At 65.6% G+C, this 17957-nt stretch carries 15 protein-coding genes; 10 read left to right on the top strand and 5 right to left on the bottom strand.

Going from position 1 to position 17957, the window contains the following annotated elements; all coding sequences use genetic code 11:
* Positions 1 to 150: 150 nt before the first annotated feature.
* On the top strand, positions 151 to 1464 hold the full coding sequence (locus R2E40_RS18860) for a sodium-dependent transporter (protein WP_017411099.1): 1314 nt from the start codon (positions 151 to 153) through the stop codon (positions 1462 to 1464).
* A gap of 20 nt (positions 1465 to 1484) precedes the next feature.
* On the opposite strand, the gene R2E40_RS18855 is transcribed toward R2E40_RS18860, so the two are convergent.
* The 5 genes from R2E40_RS18855 to R2E40_RS18835 all read right to left on the bottom strand — a co-directional run bounded on the left by R2E40_RS18855 (position 1485) and on the right by R2E40_RS18835 (position 7961).
* Positions 1485 to 3110, bottom strand: coding sequence for a hypothetical protein (locus R2E40_RS18855; protein WP_201904032.1), 1626 nt, complete (start codon positions 3108 to 3110; stop codon positions 1485 to 1487).
* Between the two features lie 112 nt (positions 3111 to 3222).
* Positions 3223 to 3948, bottom strand: a complete 726-nt coding sequence (locus tag R2E40_RS18850) for a DUF3142 domain-containing protein (RefSeq protein ID WP_318164125.1) — start codon at positions 3946 to 3948, stop codon at positions 3223 to 3225.
* Complete coding sequence (locus R2E40_RS18845; protein ID WP_318164124.1) at positions 3918 to 5984, bottom strand: hypothetical protein; 2067 nt, start codon at positions 5982 to 5984, stop codon at positions 3918 to 3920. The genes R2E40_RS18850 and R2E40_RS18845 overlap by 31 nt, the downstream gene beginning before the upstream one ends.
* A 93-nt stretch (positions 5985 to 6077) precedes the next feature.
* Positions 6078 to 6542 carry a hypothetical protein gene (locus R2E40_RS18840; protein ID WP_252376506.1) on the bottom strand — a complete coding sequence of 155 codons (465 nt, stop codon included), beginning with the start codon at positions 6540 to 6542 and terminating at the stop codon, positions 6078 to 6080.
* Between the two features lie 42 nt (positions 6543 to 6584).
* Positions 6585 to 7961, bottom strand: coding sequence for a PLP-dependent aminotransferase family protein (locus tag R2E40_RS18835; protein ID WP_181014842.1), 1377 nt, complete (start codon positions 7959 to 7961; stop codon positions 6585 to 6587).
* A gap of 117 nt (positions 7962 to 8078) precedes the next feature.
* Between R2E40_RS18835 and R2E40_RS18830 the strand changes: the two genes are divergently transcribed.
* From R2E40_RS18830 to R2E40_RS18790, 9 genes are all read left to right on the top strand, one after another.
* Positions 8079 to 8675 (top strand): LysE family translocator, encoded by a 597-nt coding sequence (locus tag R2E40_RS18830; RefSeq protein ID WP_016351932.1) that lies wholly within the window; start codon positions 8079 to 8081, stop codon positions 8673 to 8675.
* 124 nt (positions 8676 to 8799) lie between these two features.
* Positions 8800 to 9390: a LysE family translocator gene (locus R2E40_RS18825; protein WP_016351931.1), complete on the top strand. Its 591-nt coding sequence runs from the start codon at positions 8800 to 8802 to the stop codon at positions 9388 to 9390.
* Between the two features lie 144 nt (positions 9391 to 9534).
* On the top strand, positions 9535 to 10227 hold the full coding sequence (locus R2E40_RS18820) for an aspartate/glutamate racemase family protein (RefSeq protein WP_318164123.1): 693 nt from the start codon (positions 9535 to 9537) through the stop codon (positions 10225 to 10227).
* Positions 10228 to 10352: 125 nt separating this feature from the next.
* Positions 10353 to 12002 (top strand): multicopper oxidase CueO, encoded by a 1650-nt coding sequence (cueO, locus tag R2E40_RS18815; protein ID WP_318164122.1) that lies wholly within the window; start codon positions 10353 to 10355, stop codon positions 12000 to 12002.
* A gap of 160 nt (positions 12003 to 12162) precedes the next feature.
* On the top strand, positions 12163 to 13269 hold the full coding sequence (locus R2E40_RS18810) for a 1-acyl-sn-glycerol-3-phosphate acyltransferase (RefSeq protein ID WP_060390729.1): 1107 nt from the start codon (positions 12163 to 12165) through the stop codon (positions 13267 to 13269).
* A 310-nt stretch (positions 13270 to 13579) separates the two neighbouring features.
* A complete protein-coding gene (locus tag R2E40_RS18805) occupies positions 13580 to 14050 on the top strand; it encodes a YhcH/YjgK/YiaL family protein (RefSeq protein ID WP_049048167.1) in 471 nt (156 codons plus the stop codon).
* Positions 14051 to 14224: 174 nt separating this feature from the next.
* Positions 14225 to 15424, top strand: a complete 1200-nt coding sequence (locus tag R2E40_RS18800; protein WP_011707328.1) for an acetate kinase — start codon at positions 14225 to 14227, stop codon at positions 15422 to 15424.
* Between the two features lie 133 nt (positions 15425 to 15557).
* A complete protein-coding gene (locus R2E40_RS18795) occupies positions 15558 to 16799 on the top strand; it encodes a mechanosensitive ion channel family protein (RefSeq protein ID WP_318164121.1) in 1242 nt (413 codons plus the stop codon).
* A gap of 187 nt (positions 16800 to 16986) precedes the next feature.
* Entirely contained in the window at positions 16987 to 17913 is a 927-nt protein-coding gene (locus R2E40_RS18790) for a L,D-transpeptidase family protein (protein ID WP_016351926.1), read from the top strand.
* Positions 17914 to 17957 lie beyond the last annotated feature (44 nt).

Below are 17957 nucleotides of genomic sequence, written 5' to 3'. Positions count from 1 at the left end.
GTCGATTTTTTAGCTCGCAAGAGAGGTGACCTTGCACGCGCAGTTTGTCTGAATGTTCATTGCAAAGGTCGCCACCAGGCGGCCTTTTTTGTTGCCCCGCATCGTGCGGCTACCCATGGAGTATCGAATGTTGTCTTGCCCGGAGGTTGTATGAGCCAGGTTCAGTGGTCTTCTCGTATCGGTCATGTGCTGGCAGCCGCCGGTTCGGCGATCGGCCTTGGCGCCATCTGGAAGTTTCCCTATGTGACTGCCACCAACGGCGGCGGCGCCTTCCTGCTGATGTTTCTGCTGTTCAGCTTCACCCTGGGGGTGGCCGTGCTGGTGGGTGAGACCCTGCTCGGCAGCCGCAGCCAGCGCGGGGTGCTCGGTGCCTTCCACAAGCTGGTGGGGCCGAACTGGCGCTGGATGGGGTACATGGGGATCCTGTGCGGCTTCTTCATCTACAGCTTCTACAGCGTGGTGGGCGGCTGGACCGTGGGTTACGCGGCGCTGGCGGTGAGCGGGCAGCTCAACCTGAGCGAGGGCGCGGCGCTGACCGCCTTGTTCAACGGCTATGTCAGCCACCCCTGGTGGCCGGTGCTGACCCATCTGGTGTTTGCCGGCCTCACCTGGTGGTTCGTACAGGGGGGCCTGCAGAAGGGGGTGGAGCGGGCACTGCGCTGGATGATGCCAGCCCTGTTCGTGATGATGATGCTGCTGGTGGTGACTGGTCTCTCCATGCCCGGCGCCATGGCCGGGGTGCGCCAGTTCCTGCTGCCGGACTTCTCCATGCTGACCGGCCAGGGCGTGCTGGACGCGCTGGGGCTGGCCTTCTTCTCCCTTTCCATCGGGCTTGGCGTGCACACCACCTATGGTGCTTACCTGCCGAGCAGCGAGGGCGTGCTGCGCTCCGGCGTCTGGGTCGTGACCCTGGCGAGCCTCATCTCGGTGCTGGCGGGGTTGATGATCTTCCCGGTGCTGGCCTCCACCGGCATCGATCCCACCGCCGGCCCAGGGCTCACCTTTATGACCATGCCGGCGGTGTTCAACCATCTGCCGTTCGGCCAGGGGCTGGCGGTGGTGTTCTTCCTGCTGCTCTTGGTGGCGGCACTCTCCTCCTCCATCTCCATGCTGGAGCACCTGGTGCGCTTCACCACCGAGGAGTGGGGTTGGTCGCGGCGCGGCGCCTGCCGGGTGCTGACCCTGCTGATCATGGCGTCCGGCATTCCGGTGAGCCTGTCGTTCGGCCCCTGGAGCGAGCTGACCCTGTTCGGCAAGACCATCTTCGATCTGCTGGACTACCTCACCTCCAACCTGATGATGCCGCTGTTCGGTCTGGTGCTGACCCTGCTGCTGGGCTGGCGACTAGGTGAGTCCGTGCTGCCTGCCGGTCTGTCACCGCTGCTGCGCGGCTGCCTGCTCTGGTGCTGGCGGCTGGTGGCGCCGCTGCTGATCGCCGGGATCCTGGTGCGCGGGCTGCTGTAACCTCGGCCCGGCTGACCAGCCTAGTTGGGCGGTGTGGCGGGCAGACGGGGATTGAGGTGGGAGCGGATCTGCAACAGGGTCTTGCGGTACTCCTCGGCGTGGTGCTCCATGAAGGAGGCGCTGTGGTTGAGGCGTCGCTCCAGCCGATCCACCAGCAGGGCCACCCTGGGGGCGGCCATGCCGGCCGGCCAGCACAGTTGCAGCAGCTCCAGCAGTTGCCAGGCATCGCCGGGCAGGGCGGGGAACTCCTCCTGCAAGGTCAGCGCATACTGCACGGCCAGCTGGTGCTGGCCCGCCGCGCTGGCCCGCTGCCGTTCCTGGCGCAGGTAGGTCAGCCGCAGCTCGCGCCGCTCCAGCTGTTTCATGAAATCGCCGATGACCTGCTTGAACAGCTGCTGCACCAGCGGGGCCGGGGCGACCCTGGCCTGATACTGGCTGAGCTGGCTCAGGTAGCGCTGGGCGTGGTGGGGCAGGCCGCAGAACTGGCTGACGGCAAAGCCGAGCAGCTGGTTGAGGTGGTTGTCCCGCGCGCTCTCCGGCGGGTGCTTGGCGAGCAGCAACAGAGCCTCGTCGAAGCGGTAGTCCAGGCTCAGCATCAGGGCCTGCAGCAAGGCATCCTCGTGGGCCCGCAGGGTCACCGCCTGGCTGAGGTAGCGATACTCCTGCTGCAAGGCACTGATCCGGGCGGCGCTCGGGTAGTGCCAGAGCACCGCCAGGCTGGCATTGAGGATGAAGTTCTCGATGGATACCCGGAACTTGTGATCGGCGAAGAAGCGCAGGCTGAGGGCGTTGGCCTGCTCCAGCGCCTTGCCCTCGTCCTTGAGCAGCAGCGCCAGCAGAATGGCCGCCTGGCGCCACTCCGGTTGCCAGGCCTGCTTTTGCAGCAGCAGGGTGAGCACGTCCCAGGCCCCTTCCCATTGCCGCTCGTGCAGCAGACAGGCCAGCGCCAGCTCCAGTTGCAGGGGGGCAGGCAGCCGTTCCCGGTTGCGGGCCAGATCCTTGCGGGCACTCTCCAGCTTGTTCAGCCCCAGCAGGGCATGGATCAACCCCTTGCGCGGCCACCAGGCATCGTGTTCCGTGGTGCAGACCGCGTAGTGCTGGGCGGCGTGAAAGTGATCCTGCTGCTGCAGCAGCATGTAGCCCTTGATCCTGTCCAGCAGCGGCCCCAGCTCCCGGTACTTCTGCTGTTGGTAGAGCAGGTCCTCGCACAGGGCGCAGCTGACCTGCCACTCCCTGAGCTTCATCGGGGCGGGCAGGGTGCGGGTCAGCCCGGTCAGCTGCACCAGTTCGCGCAGACTGGCGGTGAGCTGATCGGCGGTAAACGGCATGGGCAGCAACAGCGGAAAGTAGAGGTCGGAAGGGGGAAACTGCAGCTGATCGTGATCCTCGTCCAGCAACAGCAGCACGCAGCCCGGTTCGAGCAGACCCAGATAGTGGGCCTCCTGCAGCAAGCGCACCCCCTCACGGGCCTGATGGTGGTACTGGCGGCAGATGACCACATCGAACGACTGCTGGCGCAGCAGGGTGGGCAGGGTCGCCAGCTCCTTGCAGTGGGTCAGCTGGGCGGGGGTGATCCCTTGCTCATTCAGCCCTCGGGAGAGGGCCGTGCTGAGCATGGCATCATCTTCGATCAGGAGGATCTGCATCCTTGGCGCTCCTTGGCTGGTTCAGGGTACGGACAAGTATGGCATGTTGCCGGAGTCAAAGAGAGCTATCACTCTTGGCGCCAGCCTGCGGGCGGTCAATTCCTCCCCGGCGTCAGGCACCTGGCGGGTTGATGAGAAACACCACCGCGCCGCCATAGGCCGCCGAGTCGGCCAGCCTGCTTTCCCAAGTTTGATCCCACTCGCCTCCTTGCACCAGCCCCACCTTGAAGGGCAGGGTCAGCCGCGTCAGTGCCTGCAGGTAGCGGGCGTAGCCCGGCTCGGTGCGGCGGCCGCGATAGGTCTGCACCACCAGCTCGTCGACCACGCCGGCGAGGGCGTTGAGGGTGGCGACGTCGCCAGTGCGGGTCCAGTCCAGCAGGCCGGTGATGCTGATGGCGCAGTCGGCGGGCAGCTGGCGGCGGAGCTGGCGCAGGAAGTCGCCATAGTCCGCCAGCCGGTGGGTGCGGGCATCAAAATCGATCTGGACGCCGTGCACCCCATTGTCCTTGCGCTGCCAGGCCGCCAGCTGGTTAGTCAGGTTCTTGATAAGGGCCTCATCCCAGTCGAGCCGCTCCACCCGATAGGCGAGCCAGAGCTCCTTTACCGGCAGCTTGCTCGGCGCTATGCCTTGCCCCTGAAAACGCATGGGCTGGCGCGCATCGAGTGGGCCTATCTCCCCCTGATGCAGATAGAGCCGCTCGGCCTGCTGCAGCACCGGCTGGGGCCTGACCCCGGCCCACAGCCAGAACTGGCGGTAGTGGCTCGCCTCGACGGCGGCGCTGGCCTCGGCGCTCAGCAGCGCCAGCATCACCAGTAATATTTGAGCTGCTTGGCCCACTGGCTCGTTCCGTACTGGCGTTTGAGGGTGTTGAACCAGCCCTTGCGCTGGCTGAGGGGGATCTCTTGGCTGCCGCAGCTGTTGTTGCCGCTCGGGGCGTAACAGTTGATGGCGCGGTAGAGGGCGTAGGCCTTCTCCTCCTTGGCGGCCTTGGGGTTGGCGATCACCTGTTGATACCAGTCGAGCCGGCTGCGCTGCTGGCCGGCAAACAGATCCCGGCTGCCCGCCAGGGTGTCGGCCCCCGGCCGCTGCAGGATCGGATCCCAGTCCAGCCCCTGGCTCAGGAAAAACTCGCCGAGGCAGTTGAGCGCCTTGGGGGATTTGGGGTTGTCCGCCAGGGTGGTGACCACCGCCGTGAGCGCCGGACACTGATACTCCTGGCTTCCTTGCCAGTCGAACGGCGCGGCCAGCGGAGCCAGCGCCAGATCCTGCAGGAAGCCCCGGTAGTCGCCGTGGGTCAGCTGCTTGTAGCGCAGGGTGTGGCCGGCACGCTGGCGCAGGGGCTCGGAGGCCTGCTCATTCTGCACCATGCGGCGCAGCAGCGGGGCCGGTGCCACGTACTCCAGCAGCGGAATGCGGTAGTGATCGCTCTGGATGGGGCTCTCCTTGGCGAACACCTGCTCCAGCCGGCCGGCCCGCTCCAGGGTCATGGCCAGTGCCAGCTGCAGCAGCTGATCCTGCAAGGGGGTGGGCTGGCTGGCGAGCAGGGCGCGCCATTGCTGCTCCGCCTCGGGCAGCGCCTGACTGGCCGCCAGCGCCATGCCCTTGAGCACCTGCTGGCTGAAGGCCAGGTTGTCGAGTGGTCCCTTGTCGAGGGCAGGAGCGGCGGCGATGACGGCGGCATAATCCTTGGCCAGATAGTAGCGCTCGGCCTGTTGCAAATAGGCGAGCCAGGCCGGGTTGCCAGCAAACTGGGCGCTCTGCTGCGCGAGCTCGCTGCTTTGCAGCGGCTGCCACTCGTCCCAGCTCTCGTGCAGCCGCAGCCGGCGCAGATCCTGCACCAGGGTCAGCTGCGGCATGGCGGCTGAGCCGGTGAAGCCGGGCTGCATCAGCAGCTTGAGGTCTATTTCGTTGAGCAGCTCCGGGTTGCCCGGCTGGCGGCTCGCCTGCTGGAACAGGCCGGCCAGCGCCGCCTCGTCCCCCTTGAACCAGGCGAGCCGGCGCAGCAGCCCGCTGGCGGAGTCGAGATAGCGCCCCTCTGGGTAGCGGCTGCGATAGTCGGCGATGAACTGCTCGGCGCGCTGCACGGCGGCCTGGTCAATCTGGTTGCGATCCAGGGTGCCCCAGTCATCGAAGGCGCTTTGCTGGGACTGGTTGAGGGCGACCCGGATCCGCATGTAATCCGCCGTCTCTTTCAGCCAGGGCTGATCCTGCCCGGCGAGAGCAGCAAACAGCGCATCGGCCTGGGCGAACTCCCCCTGATAGAAGAGTCGGCTGGCGGCCAGATAGTCGGCAAAGCCCTGGCCGGCGGCCGACAGCGGCGCGGCCTTGTCCTCCGGCGCTGTGGCCGTTTCGGCTTGCTGGGCGCACTGGCCCAGCATGGCCAGCCGCTGGCGGGCCAGCTGGCTGCGCTCGTCGGCGCCCAGCGCCGGGGTGTCGACCAGCGCCTGCAGGAAGGCTTCGGCGGCGACCGGATTGTTGCTGATGCAGCGCCCCTCGCTCCAGCCGGCGGCCCGCTCCAGGGCGGCCTGGGTAGTGCTCTGCTCGATGCCGAGACCGGCGGCCAACGCCAGCAGGGGATCCGGTCCGGCGGGGGCCGGCTCGGCTTGGGTCGGGTTGAGCAGGGCCGGGTTGAGCAGATCCTCGATGGCGAAGGGCAGCGGCAGCGGCGCCTTGGGCAGCGAGAAGGCCTGCTCATCGGCCAGCAGCAGCGCCAGGTTGGTGCGGGTGTCGTTGTCGGGGGAGAGGAACGGCAGCCCGTTCAGATGGCACTGGGCGGCGGTCAGTTGCAGGGTGAGCGGCGTCTCGCAGCCATCCGGGCCGCAGGCCAGGGCGGGCAGGCTGTACAGGGCCAGCCACAGGGGAGTCAATTTCATGGGCGCTTCCAGCAGGAGTCGGGATGCTGGCACGCTACAAGATGCCTACGTCCCTTTCAACTGACCATAGGGGCAGGTCGGCCGGCGGCGGGCCTACTGCAGACCGGGCCCTTTGGCCGAGAAGGGGCAGTCGCGCTGCTGGATCAGTTGCTCCCCCGAACCCGCCGCCCCCTGCCAGTGCAGGGCGAGTTGGCCGAGGCGGCCCAGGTGGCGCAGCTCGAATTCGTAGCGCAGACAGGGCTCGGCGAGTGGCAGGCTGGCCATGCCGGTCGGCAGCCGATAGTCGTAGCGCAGCAGGGGGCCGTCTGTCAGCGTGCTGCGGCTCGGTAGCAACCCTTCCGCGGTGGGGACGGGGGCGCTCAGCCGGCGGCGCAGGCTGAGGGGGGCATCGATCGCCTTCTGATAGTGCAGGCCGTTCATGGCCGCCAGCTCCTCTTCCAGCCGTTGCAACTCCCCCTCCAGCCCGCTCAGCGCGGCCCCCAGCTGTTGATGAGCGGGGGAGGCGCAGCCCCCCAGCAGCAGGGTGAGGAGCAACAAGGGGGCGCGGGTCGGGTACATGGGCTCTCCTTTGAGCGCACGGATGGGCTGGGCCGGGGCTGACTATAGCAGGGTATTGGTGGGCGGCGCGGCGCGCAGCAGACCGGCGAGCCGCTCCAGCCCCTCGGCGACGCGGGCGTCGGTGGCCGGCTGGCTCAGGCTCAGCCGCACGCCCTGCGGCGCGGCGAACTGGCCGGCGGCGAAGTGTTCCCCGCTCGCCACGCCGACGTCAAGGGCGTTGGCGGCCTCGGCAAACTCCTGGCTGCGCCAGGGTTCCGGCAGCGGCAGCCAGGCGTGCATGGAGCCGGCCTGCCAGCAGGCCCCCGGCAACAGGTGGCGCAGCAGCTCGCCGCGACGTGCCAGGATCTGCCGCTGCTGTTCGACCAATGGCATGATCTGGCGCTGGCTCACCAGCTTGCAGGCCAGCTCGATGAGCAGCGGGCTCACCATCCAGCTCGACAGTCGCATCGCCTGGGCGAAGGCGCCGCGCAGGGCCGGCGGGGTCAGCACGAAGCCGACCCGCAGGCCGCCACAGGCGATCTTGGCCAGGCTGCCCAGATAGATGACGCGCTCCGGCGCCAGATTGACCAGCGGTGTCACCGGTTGCTGGGGCAGCAGGCCGTTGACGTCATCCTCGATGATCAGCAGGTCGTGGCGACGGGCGATGGCGACGATGGCCTCGCGCCGCGCCAGGCTCATGGTGGCGGTGGTGGGATTTTGCAGGGTGGGGGTGAGGTAGAGCAGCTTGGCGCGGCGGGTGCGGCAGGCCGCCTCCAGCGCGTCGGGCAGCAGCCCCTCTGCGTCCATCGCCAGCCCCACCACCTGATTCTTCAGCTGACGGGCGTTGCCCAGCATGCCGGGGTAGCTGAGCCCTTCGCAGAACAGGGTCTCCCCCACGCAGCCGGTGGCCAGCAGGGAGAGCATGATGCCGTGCTGGGCGCCGTGGCTGAACAGCAGATACTCCTCGCTGCCCGCCACTCCCTGCTCGGCCAGCCAGTCGATAAAGAGCTGGCGCTGGCTCGGCTGGCCCGCCTCCTTGTCATAACCGAGCAGAGCGTTGAGATCTCCGTCCGCCACTTCCGCCAGCATGGGGCGGATGATGGCGGCCCGATCCAGCTGCACCGGCAGGTTCTGCCACAACTCGATGCGGTGTCCCTCCTCCTTGCGGATCACCCAGGCGTTGGCCGGATCCTCATGCTCCCCCTTGACCCAGGTGCCGTGCCCCACCCGGGCGGCCAGCAGCCCGCGCCGCTCCGCCTCGCCATAGGCGCGGGTGACGGTGCCGACGGTAACCCCCAGCCTGTCCGCCAGCGCCCTGTGGGTGGGCAGCCGGGTCTCGGGCGGCAGGGAGCCGTCCTGAATGGCCTGCTCGATGGCCTTCACCAGTTTGAGGTAGAGGGGGCCGGCGAAGGGGGTGAGGTTCGGGGTCCAGATTGTCATGGTGACAATAAATCCATTGATCGAAATGTATCGGCAATATAGCGTGATTTTGAACCCGATAACAACCAAAAGCGGCGCATTGTATCGATACAATGTGTGCAGTTCAGGAGTACAAAGATGACGATCGAATGGTATGCCACCCTGTTTGGCTTTGCGTTGCTCACCTGTGGCACGCCGGGCCCCAACAACCTCATGCTGACCGCCTCCGGCGCCAACTTCGGGGTGCGTCGCACCCTGCCCCATCTGATCGGTGTTGTGGTGGGACAACCCGTCCTGCAACTGGTGCTGGCGCTGGGGCTCTACCCCCTGTTCGAGCGCTGGCCGCTGCTCAAGCTGAGCCTGCAGGTGCTGGGCAGCCTCTATTTGTTGTGGCTGGCATGGCGCATTGCGGTGGCCGGTGCCCCCGGTGATCCGGAACGACGTTCACGCCCGCTGACCCTGCTGGAGGGGCTGGGCTTCCAGTTTCTCAACCCCAAGGCCTGGATGATGGGGATCTCCGCCATCAGTCTGTTCAGTCTGCCGGGCAGTGCTTACTGGCCGAGTCTGTGGGGCATCATGGCCGTCTTCCCCATGGCGGGATTGCCAGTCTGCTTTGCCTGGGTGCTGTTCGGTCATCAGCTCAGCCGCTGGATCAACTCTGACAGAGGCTGGCGCCGGCTCAACGGCAGCCTAGGGGCGCTGACCGCGCTCTGCGTGGTGATGCTCTGGTACTGAGTGCTGCCAGGGGCCGCATAAAGATGCGAAGAAAGTGCATCTGCGGCCTTGTCTGACGGGCACCGGCTCTGCATATTAGAAGGCTTGTCGCCGAGTCGGCGCCCTGCATCATCAAGAGGTTGAGATGGATCTGAACTGGTTGCTTCCCCTGGCGGGCTTTGCCCTCATCACCTGTGGCACGCCGGGCCCCAACAACATGCTGCTCACCAGCGCCGGTGCGGCCCAGGGCTTTCGCCGCAGCGTGCCCCTGCTGGTGGGGGTAGTAGGGGGGATCAATCTGATGATCCTGGCCACGGCGCTGGGGCTGGGGGTGATGTTCGAGCAGCTGCCGCTGCTGCATGACGGGCTCAAGCTTATCGGCTCGGCCTACCTGCTCTGGTTGGCCTGGAAGGTGGCGACCGCCAGCGGCCCGGCCGAGGGCAACCGGCCGCTGATCCCGGCCCATCAGGGGGCCATGCTGCAGCTGCTCAACCCCAAGGCGTGGATGATGGCGCTCTCCGCCATCAGCGGCTTCACCCTGGCGGGGGAGGCCTACTGGCCCTCCGCCATCTGGGTGCTCGCCATCTTCTTTATTACCGGCCTCTATACCGGGGCCTTCTGGGTGCTGTTCGGTGCCCAGGTGCGCCGCCTCATCCGCACCGCCAGAGGCTGGCGTCGTTTCAATCTCGGCATGGGGGTTGCCACGGCGGCCTGCGTGCTGATGATCTGGATTTAGTCCGGGCCTGCGCCCGGGCCTTTACCGGCTGTCTTGTTGGCCCTGCGGGGCCTTTTTTATTCACGGGGCGGTGCGATGACGCGCGCCGCCCTCTGCTCGGTTTGCACGATCGATTCACACGATCGGCTTACACAAGGAGGTCCCATGAAATGTATCGGTCTGCTGGGTGGCATGAGCTGGGAGTCCACCGTCAGCTACTATCAGGCGCTCAACCGGGGCGTGCGCGAGCGGCTCGGCGGCCTGCACTCGGCGCGGGTGCTGCTGAGCAGCGTCGACTTTGCCGAGATAGAGCGGCTGCAGCATATCGGCGACTGGCCCGCCACCGCTCGTCTGCTGGCGGCTGAGGCGCAGGCCATCCAGGCCGGCGGCGCCGATTTTCTGCTGATCGGTACCAACACCATGCACAAGGTGGCGCCCGAGATCGAGGCCGCCATCGACATCCCGCTGCTCCATATCGCCGATGCCACCGCGCGTCAGCTGCAAGCGGACGGGATCCAAAGGGTCGGCCTGCTCGGCACCCGTTTCACCATGGAGCAGGATTTCTACAAGGGGCGCTTGCAGGACAAGTTCGGGCTGGAGGTGCTGGTGCCTGATACGGCTCAGCGGGAGCGGGTGCACCGTATCATCTATGACGAGCTGTGCCTCGGCGACATTCGCGATGCATCGCGGGCCGAGTATCTGGCCATCATCAGCGCGCTGGCCGACGCGGGAGCCCAGGCGGTGATCCTCGGCTGCACCGAGATAGCCCTGCTGGTGGGGGAGGCTGAGGCCGCGGTGCCGCTCTACGACACCACCGCCATTCACGCCGAGGCGGCAGTCACTCTGGCGCTGGCTTGACGACAGGGGCCTGCTGGCAAGCGGATAGGCCAGAAATTGTCCGGCCGCCGGCTCGGCAGGGCTTGACCTTGCCGCAGGGTTGCTGCTTAGGCTGAAGGTCCGCTTTGGCCAACGAGGAACGACTCATGCAGCGTCGCGATTTTCTCAAATTCTCCACCGCCGTCGGTATCGCCGGCGCCCTGCCCTGGTGGGGCCGTGCGGTTGCCGCCGAGCGCCCAGCTCTGCCGATTCCCGCGCTGCTGGAGGCGGACGCCAGCGGCGTGTTTCAGCTCAGAGCCCAGCCGGGCCAGATGCTGTGGCGACGCCAGCCGACCCATAGCTGGGGCTACAACGGCAACCTGCTCGGCCCCACTTTGCGTGCCCGCCAGGGGCAGGCGGTGCGAGTCCGGGTCGCCAACCAGCTGGCGGAGACCACCACTGTGCACTGGCACGGGCTGGAGGTGCCCGGCACCGCCGATGGCGGCCCGCAGGCCAGCATCCCTTCCGGCAAAGAGTGGCAGGTGGCGTTTCGCATCGAGCAGCCGGCGGCCACCTGCTGGTATCACCCCCACACTCACGGGCAGACCGGCCATCAGGTGGCCATGGGGCTGGCCGGGCTCTTCATTCTCGACGACGAGGAGAGCCTGCGGCTGCCGCTGCCCCAGCGCTGGGGGGTGGACGACATTCCGCTGGTGCTGCAGGACAAGCGGCTCGATGGGCGGGGTCAGGTGGACTACCAGCTGGACGTGATGAGCGCCGCGGTCGGCTGGTTCGGCGATCTGATGCTGACCAACGGCGCCGTCTATCCGACCCACGACGCTCCCCGTGGCTGGCTGCGGTTGCGGCTGCTCAACGGCTGCAATGCCCGCTCCCTCACGCTGGCGACCAGTGACGGCCGCCCCTTGTATGTGATTGGCAGCGATGGCGGCCTGCTGGCGGAGCCGGTGGCGCTGAGCAAGCTGGCGCTGCTGCCGGGGGAGCGCTTCGAGGTGATGGTGGATGCCCGCAATGGCAAGGCGTTCGACCTGCTCACCCTGCCGGTACGCCAGATGGGGATGACCCTGGCGCCGTTCGATGCGGCCCTGCCGCTGCTGCGGATCCGGCCCTCCCTCATTGAGGGCAAGGGGCGTCTGCCGGACAGCCTGGCCCGGCTGCCGGCGCTGCCGGCCACCCAAGGCTTGCAGAGTCGCACCCTGACCCTGTCGATGGATCCCGAACTGGATCGGCAGGGGATGCAGGCGCTGATGAGCCGCTACGGCCACGGCGCCATGGCGGGCATGAGCATGGCCCACGGCGATACGGGCGCCATGGCCGGGATGAAGATGGACGGGCAAGGCGACGGGATGGCGGGGATGGATCATGGCGAGATGGCCATGCCAGCGGGCGAGATGCAGCACGACACCATGGCGGGGATGCAGGAGGACAAGGGCAGTGCCAAGCCGCTGGATCTGCACGGCGGCAACCGCATCAACGGCCAGCCCTTCGCCATGAACGACCCGCAGTTTGCGGTCAAGCGCGGCCGTACCGAGCGCTGGATCATCTCGGGGGAGGGGGACATGATGCTGCACCCCTTCCATATTCACGGCACCCGCTTCCGGATCCTGAGCGAGAACGGCCAGCCGGTGGCCCCGCATCGCGCCGGCTGGAAGGACATCGTCAAGGTGGAGGGCGGGCGCAGCGAGGTGCTGGTGCGCTTCGATCACGAGGCGCCCAAGGAGCGGGCCTACATGGCCCACTGTCATCTGCTGGAGCACGAAGATACCGGCATGATGCTCTCGTTCACGGTGGAAGAGTAAAAAAGAATGGCCCGAACGGGGCCATTTGTTCATTTCACTGGTCAGATCTCACTATCTACGCACGCCACATACCCCTCGGCATAAAAGCGTGTAAAATTGCGCCCTGAATTTTCCGGCCAGCGCGCGCTGGCCGCGACTCCTTACCTGCAAGGCTGACACTGTGACTGAAGTAGATAGATTCGCGGACATTCGCCCCTACCGCGATGAGGAAGTGCCGGCAGCCATCGAACGGCTGATCCGGGATGATGAATTTGTCGGCGCCATCGCCAAGTATCGTTTCGGCTCCCTGATGAGCTGGCTGGGCTGGGCCATCCGCCCGTTGATCCGCCAGTTCCTGCGCTACAAGTGGTCCAAGGTGACCACCATCCATCAGGTGCAGATGGGGGTGACCCGTTACATGAGCCGGATGATCGCCACCTCCACCCAGGGGGTGACCTTCTCCGGGCTCGAGCATCTGAAGAAGGAGCAGGGCTACCTGTTCGTCTCCAACCACAGGGACATCGCCATGGATCCGGCGTTCGTCAACTGGGGGCTGCACACCCACGGGTTCGATACCGTGCGCATTGCCATCGGCGACAACCTGCTGCGCAAACCCTGCGCCACCGAGCTGATGAAGCTCAACAAGAGCTTCATCGTCAAGCGCTCCGCCAAGGGGCCGCGGGAGATGATGAAGGCGCTCGGCGAGTTGTCGGCCTACATCGGCCAGTCGGTGCACGAAGGCCACTCCATCTGGATCGCCCAGAAGGAAGGGCGCGCCAAGAACGGCGATGACAAGACAGATCCGGCCATCCTCAAGATGTTCTACGTGGATGGCAAGAAGCAGAAGATCGAGTTCGTCGACTACATGCGCAGCCTCAATATCGTGCCGGTCAGCATCAGCTACGAGCTGGATCCCACCGACAAGGCCAAGGCGCGCGAGCTGTACGAGAAGTCGGTCAACGGCAGCTACGAGAAGGGCGAGTTCGAGGACATCGAGAGCATTGTCGCCGGCATCGTCGGCCAGAAGGGGCGTGTACATGTCTCCTTCGGCGCCCCCATCACCGAGGGCTTCAGCGATCCGGATGAACTGGCCGCGCTCATCGACAAGGCGATCTGGGGCAACTACCGTCTCTTCCCGGGCAACTACCTGGCTGCAGATGTGGCAGGCAAGGCCAACACCATCGAGCAGGCTGCCTTCCTGAGCCGTCAGTCGGAGGTGCCGGAAGAGCACAAGGCCATCTGGCGCGCCATGTACGCCAAGCCGGTGGAGAACGCCGGCAAGGCTTGAATGGCACCGGTTACCACCAGGTGATGCGAAAAAAACGGGAGCAGATGCTCCCGTTTTTGCGTCTGGTCAAAGTCGACGGTGCTGGAGTAGTGAATAATATTGTTTCAGCTGGTACGATCACTGGGCGAACGCGCTTGCGCCTCTTGGCAAGCCGCAGATGAGTGTGTAACAGTGCACTCATCCCGCTTGATACGAGCAAATGCTCTATCTCTGTCTGCACGGATTGCAGGCGGTGTGACACAAGGACCTCAACAGGGTCCTTTTTCATTTTGCGGCTAAGATGTCGCCTGAATACACCTAAGGAAGCGCCATGATCACCGGCAGTCTGAACACCCTGCAGCGCACGCCGCTGCCCGCCCCGCTGGACCGCATCATGGTCGAGGTGGTGCAAAGCGTCGAACAGTGGCTGCAGGCGCCGCTCGGCAAGCAGGAGATCGACGGTCTCAAGCTGTTCTGCCTGGTGAGCGAGGAGCTCACCGAGCCGGCCGCGGATCGCCGTGGCGAGTTCCATCAGCAGTACCTGGATATCCAGCTGCTGCTGCGTGGTGAAGAGTGGATCGGGGTCGGGCCCCATGGCTATGTTGCCGAAGGCGCCGATCATCCCCATCCCGACCTCTGGTTCGTCGAGGACGAACAGACCAGTTATCTGGCGTTGCAGCCCGGCGACTTCGCCATCTTCTGGCCGGGAGAACTGCATCGCCCCCTCTGTACCCCCAACCAGCCGGCTCAGGTGAAGAAGCTGGTGGTCAAGGTGCACCGGGATCTGCTGGCCGGCCTGTAACCGCTGGCGCAGCCTGGCTGAGACGAGTGCCCGGAATCATCCGGATTTGCACTTAACATATTGAAAAATTGGGCGCACTTTCCTGCGACCATAAGCCCCCGGCAGGGGAATCCCATCCACTCTGGATGACACGACACTGTCGGCATAAAGCCGAAGCACAGGAAGATGTAGAACATGAGCAAGTTGGTATTGATCCTTAACTGCGGTAGCTCTTCCCTAAAATTTGCCGTAATGGACGCCGAAACAGGTGAGGACATGCTGTCCGGCCTGGCCGAATGCTTCAATCTGGATGATGCACGTATCAAATGGAAACTCCACGGGGTCAAGGGTGAAGCCATGCTGGGCGCGGGCGCTGCGCATCAGGAGGCCCTCGACCACATCGTGGGTCACATCCTGCCGCAGGATCCGACCCTGGCCGAGCAGCTGGTGGCCATCGGCCATCGCATCGTGCACGGTGGCGAGCAGTTCTCCCGCTCCGTTCGCATCGATGACGGCGTGATTGCCGGCATCGAAGCCGCCATTCCGTTCGCCCCCCTGCACAACCCGGCGCACCTGATCGGCATCCGCGCCGCGCTCAAGGTGTTCCCGGCGCTGGCAGAGAAGAACGTGGCCGTGTTCGACACCGCCTTCCACCAGACCCTGCCACAGGAAGCCTACCTTTACGCGCTGCCCTACAAGCTCTACAAAGAGAACGGCATCCGTCGTTACGGCGCTCACGGCACCTCCCACCGCTTCATTGCAGAAGAGACCGCCAAGGCGCTGGGCAAGCCGCTGGCAGAGCTCAACATCATCAACTGCCACCTGGGTAACGGCGCCTCCGTCTGCGCCATCCGTGGCGGCGAATCCGTCGACACCTCCATGGGCCTGACCCCGCTGGAAGGGCTGGCGATGGGCACCCGCTCTGGCGACATCGACCCCGCCGTGGTCTTCTTCATGCACGACCAGCTCGGTTACAGCGTGGAGCAGATCAACCACACCCTGACCCGCGAGTCCGGCCTGCTGGGCATGACCGAGGCGAGCAGCGACTGCCGCTACGTCACCACCAACTACGCCACCGACGCCGGTGCCAAGCGCGCGCTGGACGTGTTCACCTACCGGGTGGCCAAGTATGTCGGCGCCTACGCTGCCGCCATGGACGGTCGTCTGGACGCCCTGGTGTTCACCGGCGGTATCGGTGAAAACGCCGCCATGGTGCGCGAGATGGTGCTGGCCCGTCTGGCCCTGTTCGGCTTCAAGATCGACAAGGAAGCCAACAACGCCGCGGTACTGGGCGGTGAAGGCCCCATCACGGCCGAAGGCAGCCGCCTGGCGCTGGTGATGCCCACCAACGAAGAGCTGGTCATCGCCCGCGATGCCCTGAGCCTGGTCGGCTAACGCCCCCTCGCTCCCAGACAACGCCCGGCCCCTGCCGGGCGTTGTCGTTTGTGGCGGCCGTGGCGCCGGCTGTCATTTGACATGGGGTGGCAGATACGTACCCTGACCGCAGTTTCACGCACAGGAGGATGGGATGAAGGAGATGTTTTTTCGCTGGCTGGCCGGGCTCGGGCTGGAGGTAACCGGCATGATGGGGCTGGTGATCGCCCTCGGCTTTATCGTGCTCACCTCGCTGCTGCTGCACATGCTGCTGCACCGGGTGCTGCTGGTACGGCTGGTGGGGGGGCTCGGCAAGACCAAGCAGGTGTGGCTGCCGCCCCAGCTGCAGCAGCGATTGTTCTACCGGCTCGCCTTCGTGCTGCAGGGGGCCGTGCTGCTCGGTCAGGCCGAGATCTGGCTGCCGCGCAACTCCGACAGCCTGCAACTGATCGAGATGGTGGCCCAGCTCTGGATCCTGCTGTTCCTGCTGCTCTCCCTGTTTGCCCTGCTCGACTGCATGCTGTCGGTGAGCCGCTATACCCGGCTCGGGCGGGATCTGCCCCTGCGCGGTATCTTCCAGGGGGTGAAGCTGGTGGGCAGCATCCTGGTGGGCATCCTGATGATCGCCCTGCTGCTCGGCAAGTCGCCGCTGTTCCTGTTCAGCGGTCTGGGTGCTATGACCGCAGTGCTGATGTTGGTGTTCAAGGACCCCATCCTCGGACTGGTGGCCGGCATCCAGCTCTCCGCCAACAGGATGCTGAGCGTCGGTGACTGGCTGCAGATGGACAAGTACGGCGCCGACGGCGAGGTGACCGACATCGGCCTCACCACGGTCAAGGTGTCGAACTGGGACAAGACCATCACCACCATCCCCACCTATGCCCTCATCTCCGACTCCTTCAAGAACTGGCAGGGGATGACGGAGTCGGGCGGTCGGCGCATCAAGCGCAGCGTCAACATCGACATGACCAGCGTGCGCTTCCTAACGGCGGACGAGCAGCTGCAGCTCAAGCAGGCCCAGCTGTTGGCGCCCTATCTGAGCCGCAAGGAGCAGGAGCTGAGCGCCTACAACCAGCAGTTGAGCGACGCCATCAGCTGCCCCATCAACGGCCGCCACCTCACCAACCTCGGCACCCTGCGCGCCTATCTGGACGCCTACCTGCGCGCCCACCCCGGCATTCGCAAGGACATGACCCTGATGGTGCGCCAGCTGGCACCGACTTCGGACGGCCTGCCGCTGGAGATCTACTGCTTCACGGCGACCACCGCCTGGGCCGATTACGAAGGGATCCAGGCCGACATTTTCGACCACATCTTTGCCATCATTGAGCAATTTCATCTGCGGTTGCACCAATCTCCCACAGGTTACGATATGCGCGTCTGGCAAAAGGGGTAAACCACCGATAGGCAGGGGCTGGCGGCGGATAAAAAAAGCGATATTAATCGCCGACCCGCCGCCACTTGTCAGTTGAAATTTGCCCGGCAGAGGAGAAAAATGGCGGCCTTCTCTTCGCCCCCCGGATCGCCCGCCGCTCCCGGGTCAGCCCAGAGTCTTGAACCACGTCATCCATTACAGGAAAGTTATGAAGCTCCTCCACACTACTGCGGCCGCGCTGTGCTGCAGCCTCCTCTTGGGCGCCGCGCCTGCGCTCGCTGTTGAATACGCCCTGCCTGCGGCCAACAGCCGCCTGGTGGGTGAAAATCTGGAATACGTGGTCCCGGCCGAAGAAAACGGCCAGCCGCTGGAGGCCGCCGCCGCCAAATTCCAGCTGGGGCTGACCAACATGCTGGAGGCCAACCCCAAGGCGGATCCCCTGCTGCTGCAGACCGGCGAGAAGCTGATCGTGCCGCACCAGCTGATCCTGCCGGATGCGCCCCGTGAAGGCATCGTGCTGAACGTGGCCGAGATGCGCCTCTACTACTACCCGAAAGGCAAGAAGGTGGTGGAAGTGCTGCCCATCGGCATCGGCCAGCTCGGCACCGACACCCCGGAAAACTGGGTGACCAGCGTGCAGCGCAAGAAGGCGGGCCCGACCTGGACCCCGACCGCCAAGATGCATGCCGAATATGCCGCCCGTGGCGAAAGCCTGCCGGCAGTATGGCCGGCCGGCCCGGACAACCCCATGGGGCTGTTCGCGCTCTACATCGGCAAGATGTACGCCATCCACGGCACCAACGCCCAGTTCGGCATCGGCCTGCGGGTGAGCCACGGCTGCGTGCGCCTGCGCAACGATGACATCGAGTACCTGTTCAAGAAGGTGCCGGTCGGTACCCGCGTCCAGTTCGTCAACCAGCCGATCAAGGCCAGTGTCGAGCCGGATGGCCGCCGCTACCTGGAAGTGCATCAGCCGCTCTCCCGCAATCAGGAGGAGTTCAACTCCAGCCTGCCTGCGCCGCTGCCGATGACCCCGGCGGTGACCCGCTTCATCGCCCACGCCGACAGCGACTCCCAGCTGGTCAAGCAGGCACTGGAGCAGCGCAGCGGCATGCCGATCGCGATCAATCGCTGATTGGTGCTTGCCGAGATGGCCCCGACCTCTGGTCGGGGCTTTTT

It is taken from the genome of Aeromonas sp. CD (assembly GCF_033349375.1).
Taxonomy (GTDB): Bacteria; Pseudomonadota; Gammaproteobacteria; order Enterobacterales; family Aeromonadaceae; genus Aeromonas; species Aeromonas hydrophila.
This window is presented reverse-complemented; position numbering and strand designations above follow the sequence as displayed.

Excerpts from the sequence above, each read along its gene's own strand:
- R2E40_RS18860 (WP_017411099.1), top strand. The coding sequence starts at position 151 with ATGAGCCAGGTTCAGTGGTCTTCTCGTATCGGTCATGTGCTGGCAGCC.
- R2E40_RS18855 (WP_201904032.1), bottom strand. The coding sequence starts at position 3,110 with ATGCAGATCCTCCTGATCGAAGATGATGCCATGCTCAGCACGGCCCTC.
- R2E40_RS18845 (WP_318164124.1), bottom strand. The coding sequence starts at position 5,984 with ATGAAATTGACTCCCCTGTGGCTGGCCCTGTACAGCCTGCCCGCCCTG.
- R2E40_RS18840 (WP_252376506.1), bottom strand. The coding sequence starts at position 6,542 with ATGTACCCGACCCGCGCCCCCTTGTTGCTCCTCACCCTGCTGCTGGGG.
- R2E40_RS18835 (WP_181014842.1), bottom strand. The coding sequence starts at position 7,961 with ATGACAATCTGGACCCCGAACCTCACCCCCTTCGCCGGCCCCCTCTAC.
- R2E40_RS18830 (WP_016351932.1), top strand. The coding sequence starts at position 8,079 with ATGACGATCGAATGGTATGCCACCCTGTTTGGCTTTGCGTTGCTCACC.
- R2E40_RS18825 (WP_016351931.1), top strand. The coding sequence starts at position 8,800 with ATGGATCTGAACTGGTTGCTTCCCCTGGCGGGCTTTGCCCTCATCACC.
- R2E40_RS18820 (WP_318164123.1), top strand. The coding sequence starts at position 9,535 with ATGAAATGTATCGGTCTGCTGGGTGGCATGAGCTGGGAGTCCACCGTC.
- cueO (WP_318164122.1), top strand. The coding sequence starts at position 10,353 with ATGCAGCGTCGCGATTTTCTCAAATTCTCCACCGCCGTCGGTATCGCC.
- R2E40_RS18805 (WP_049048167.1), top strand. The coding sequence starts at position 13,580 with ATGATCACCGGCAGTCTGAACACCCTGCAGCGCACGCCGCTGCCCGCC.
- R2E40_RS18800 (WP_011707328.1), top strand. The coding sequence starts at position 14,225 with ATGAGCAAGTTGGTATTGATCCTTAACTGCGGTAGCTCTTCCCTAAAA.
- R2E40_RS18795 (WP_318164121.1), top strand. The coding sequence starts at position 15,558 with ATGAAGGAGATGTTTTTTCGCTGGCTGGCCGGGCTCGGGCTGGAGGTA.
- R2E40_RS18790 (WP_016351926.1), top strand. The coding sequence starts at position 16,987 with ATGAAGCTCCTCCACACTACTGCGGCCGCGCTGTGCTGCAGCCTCCTC.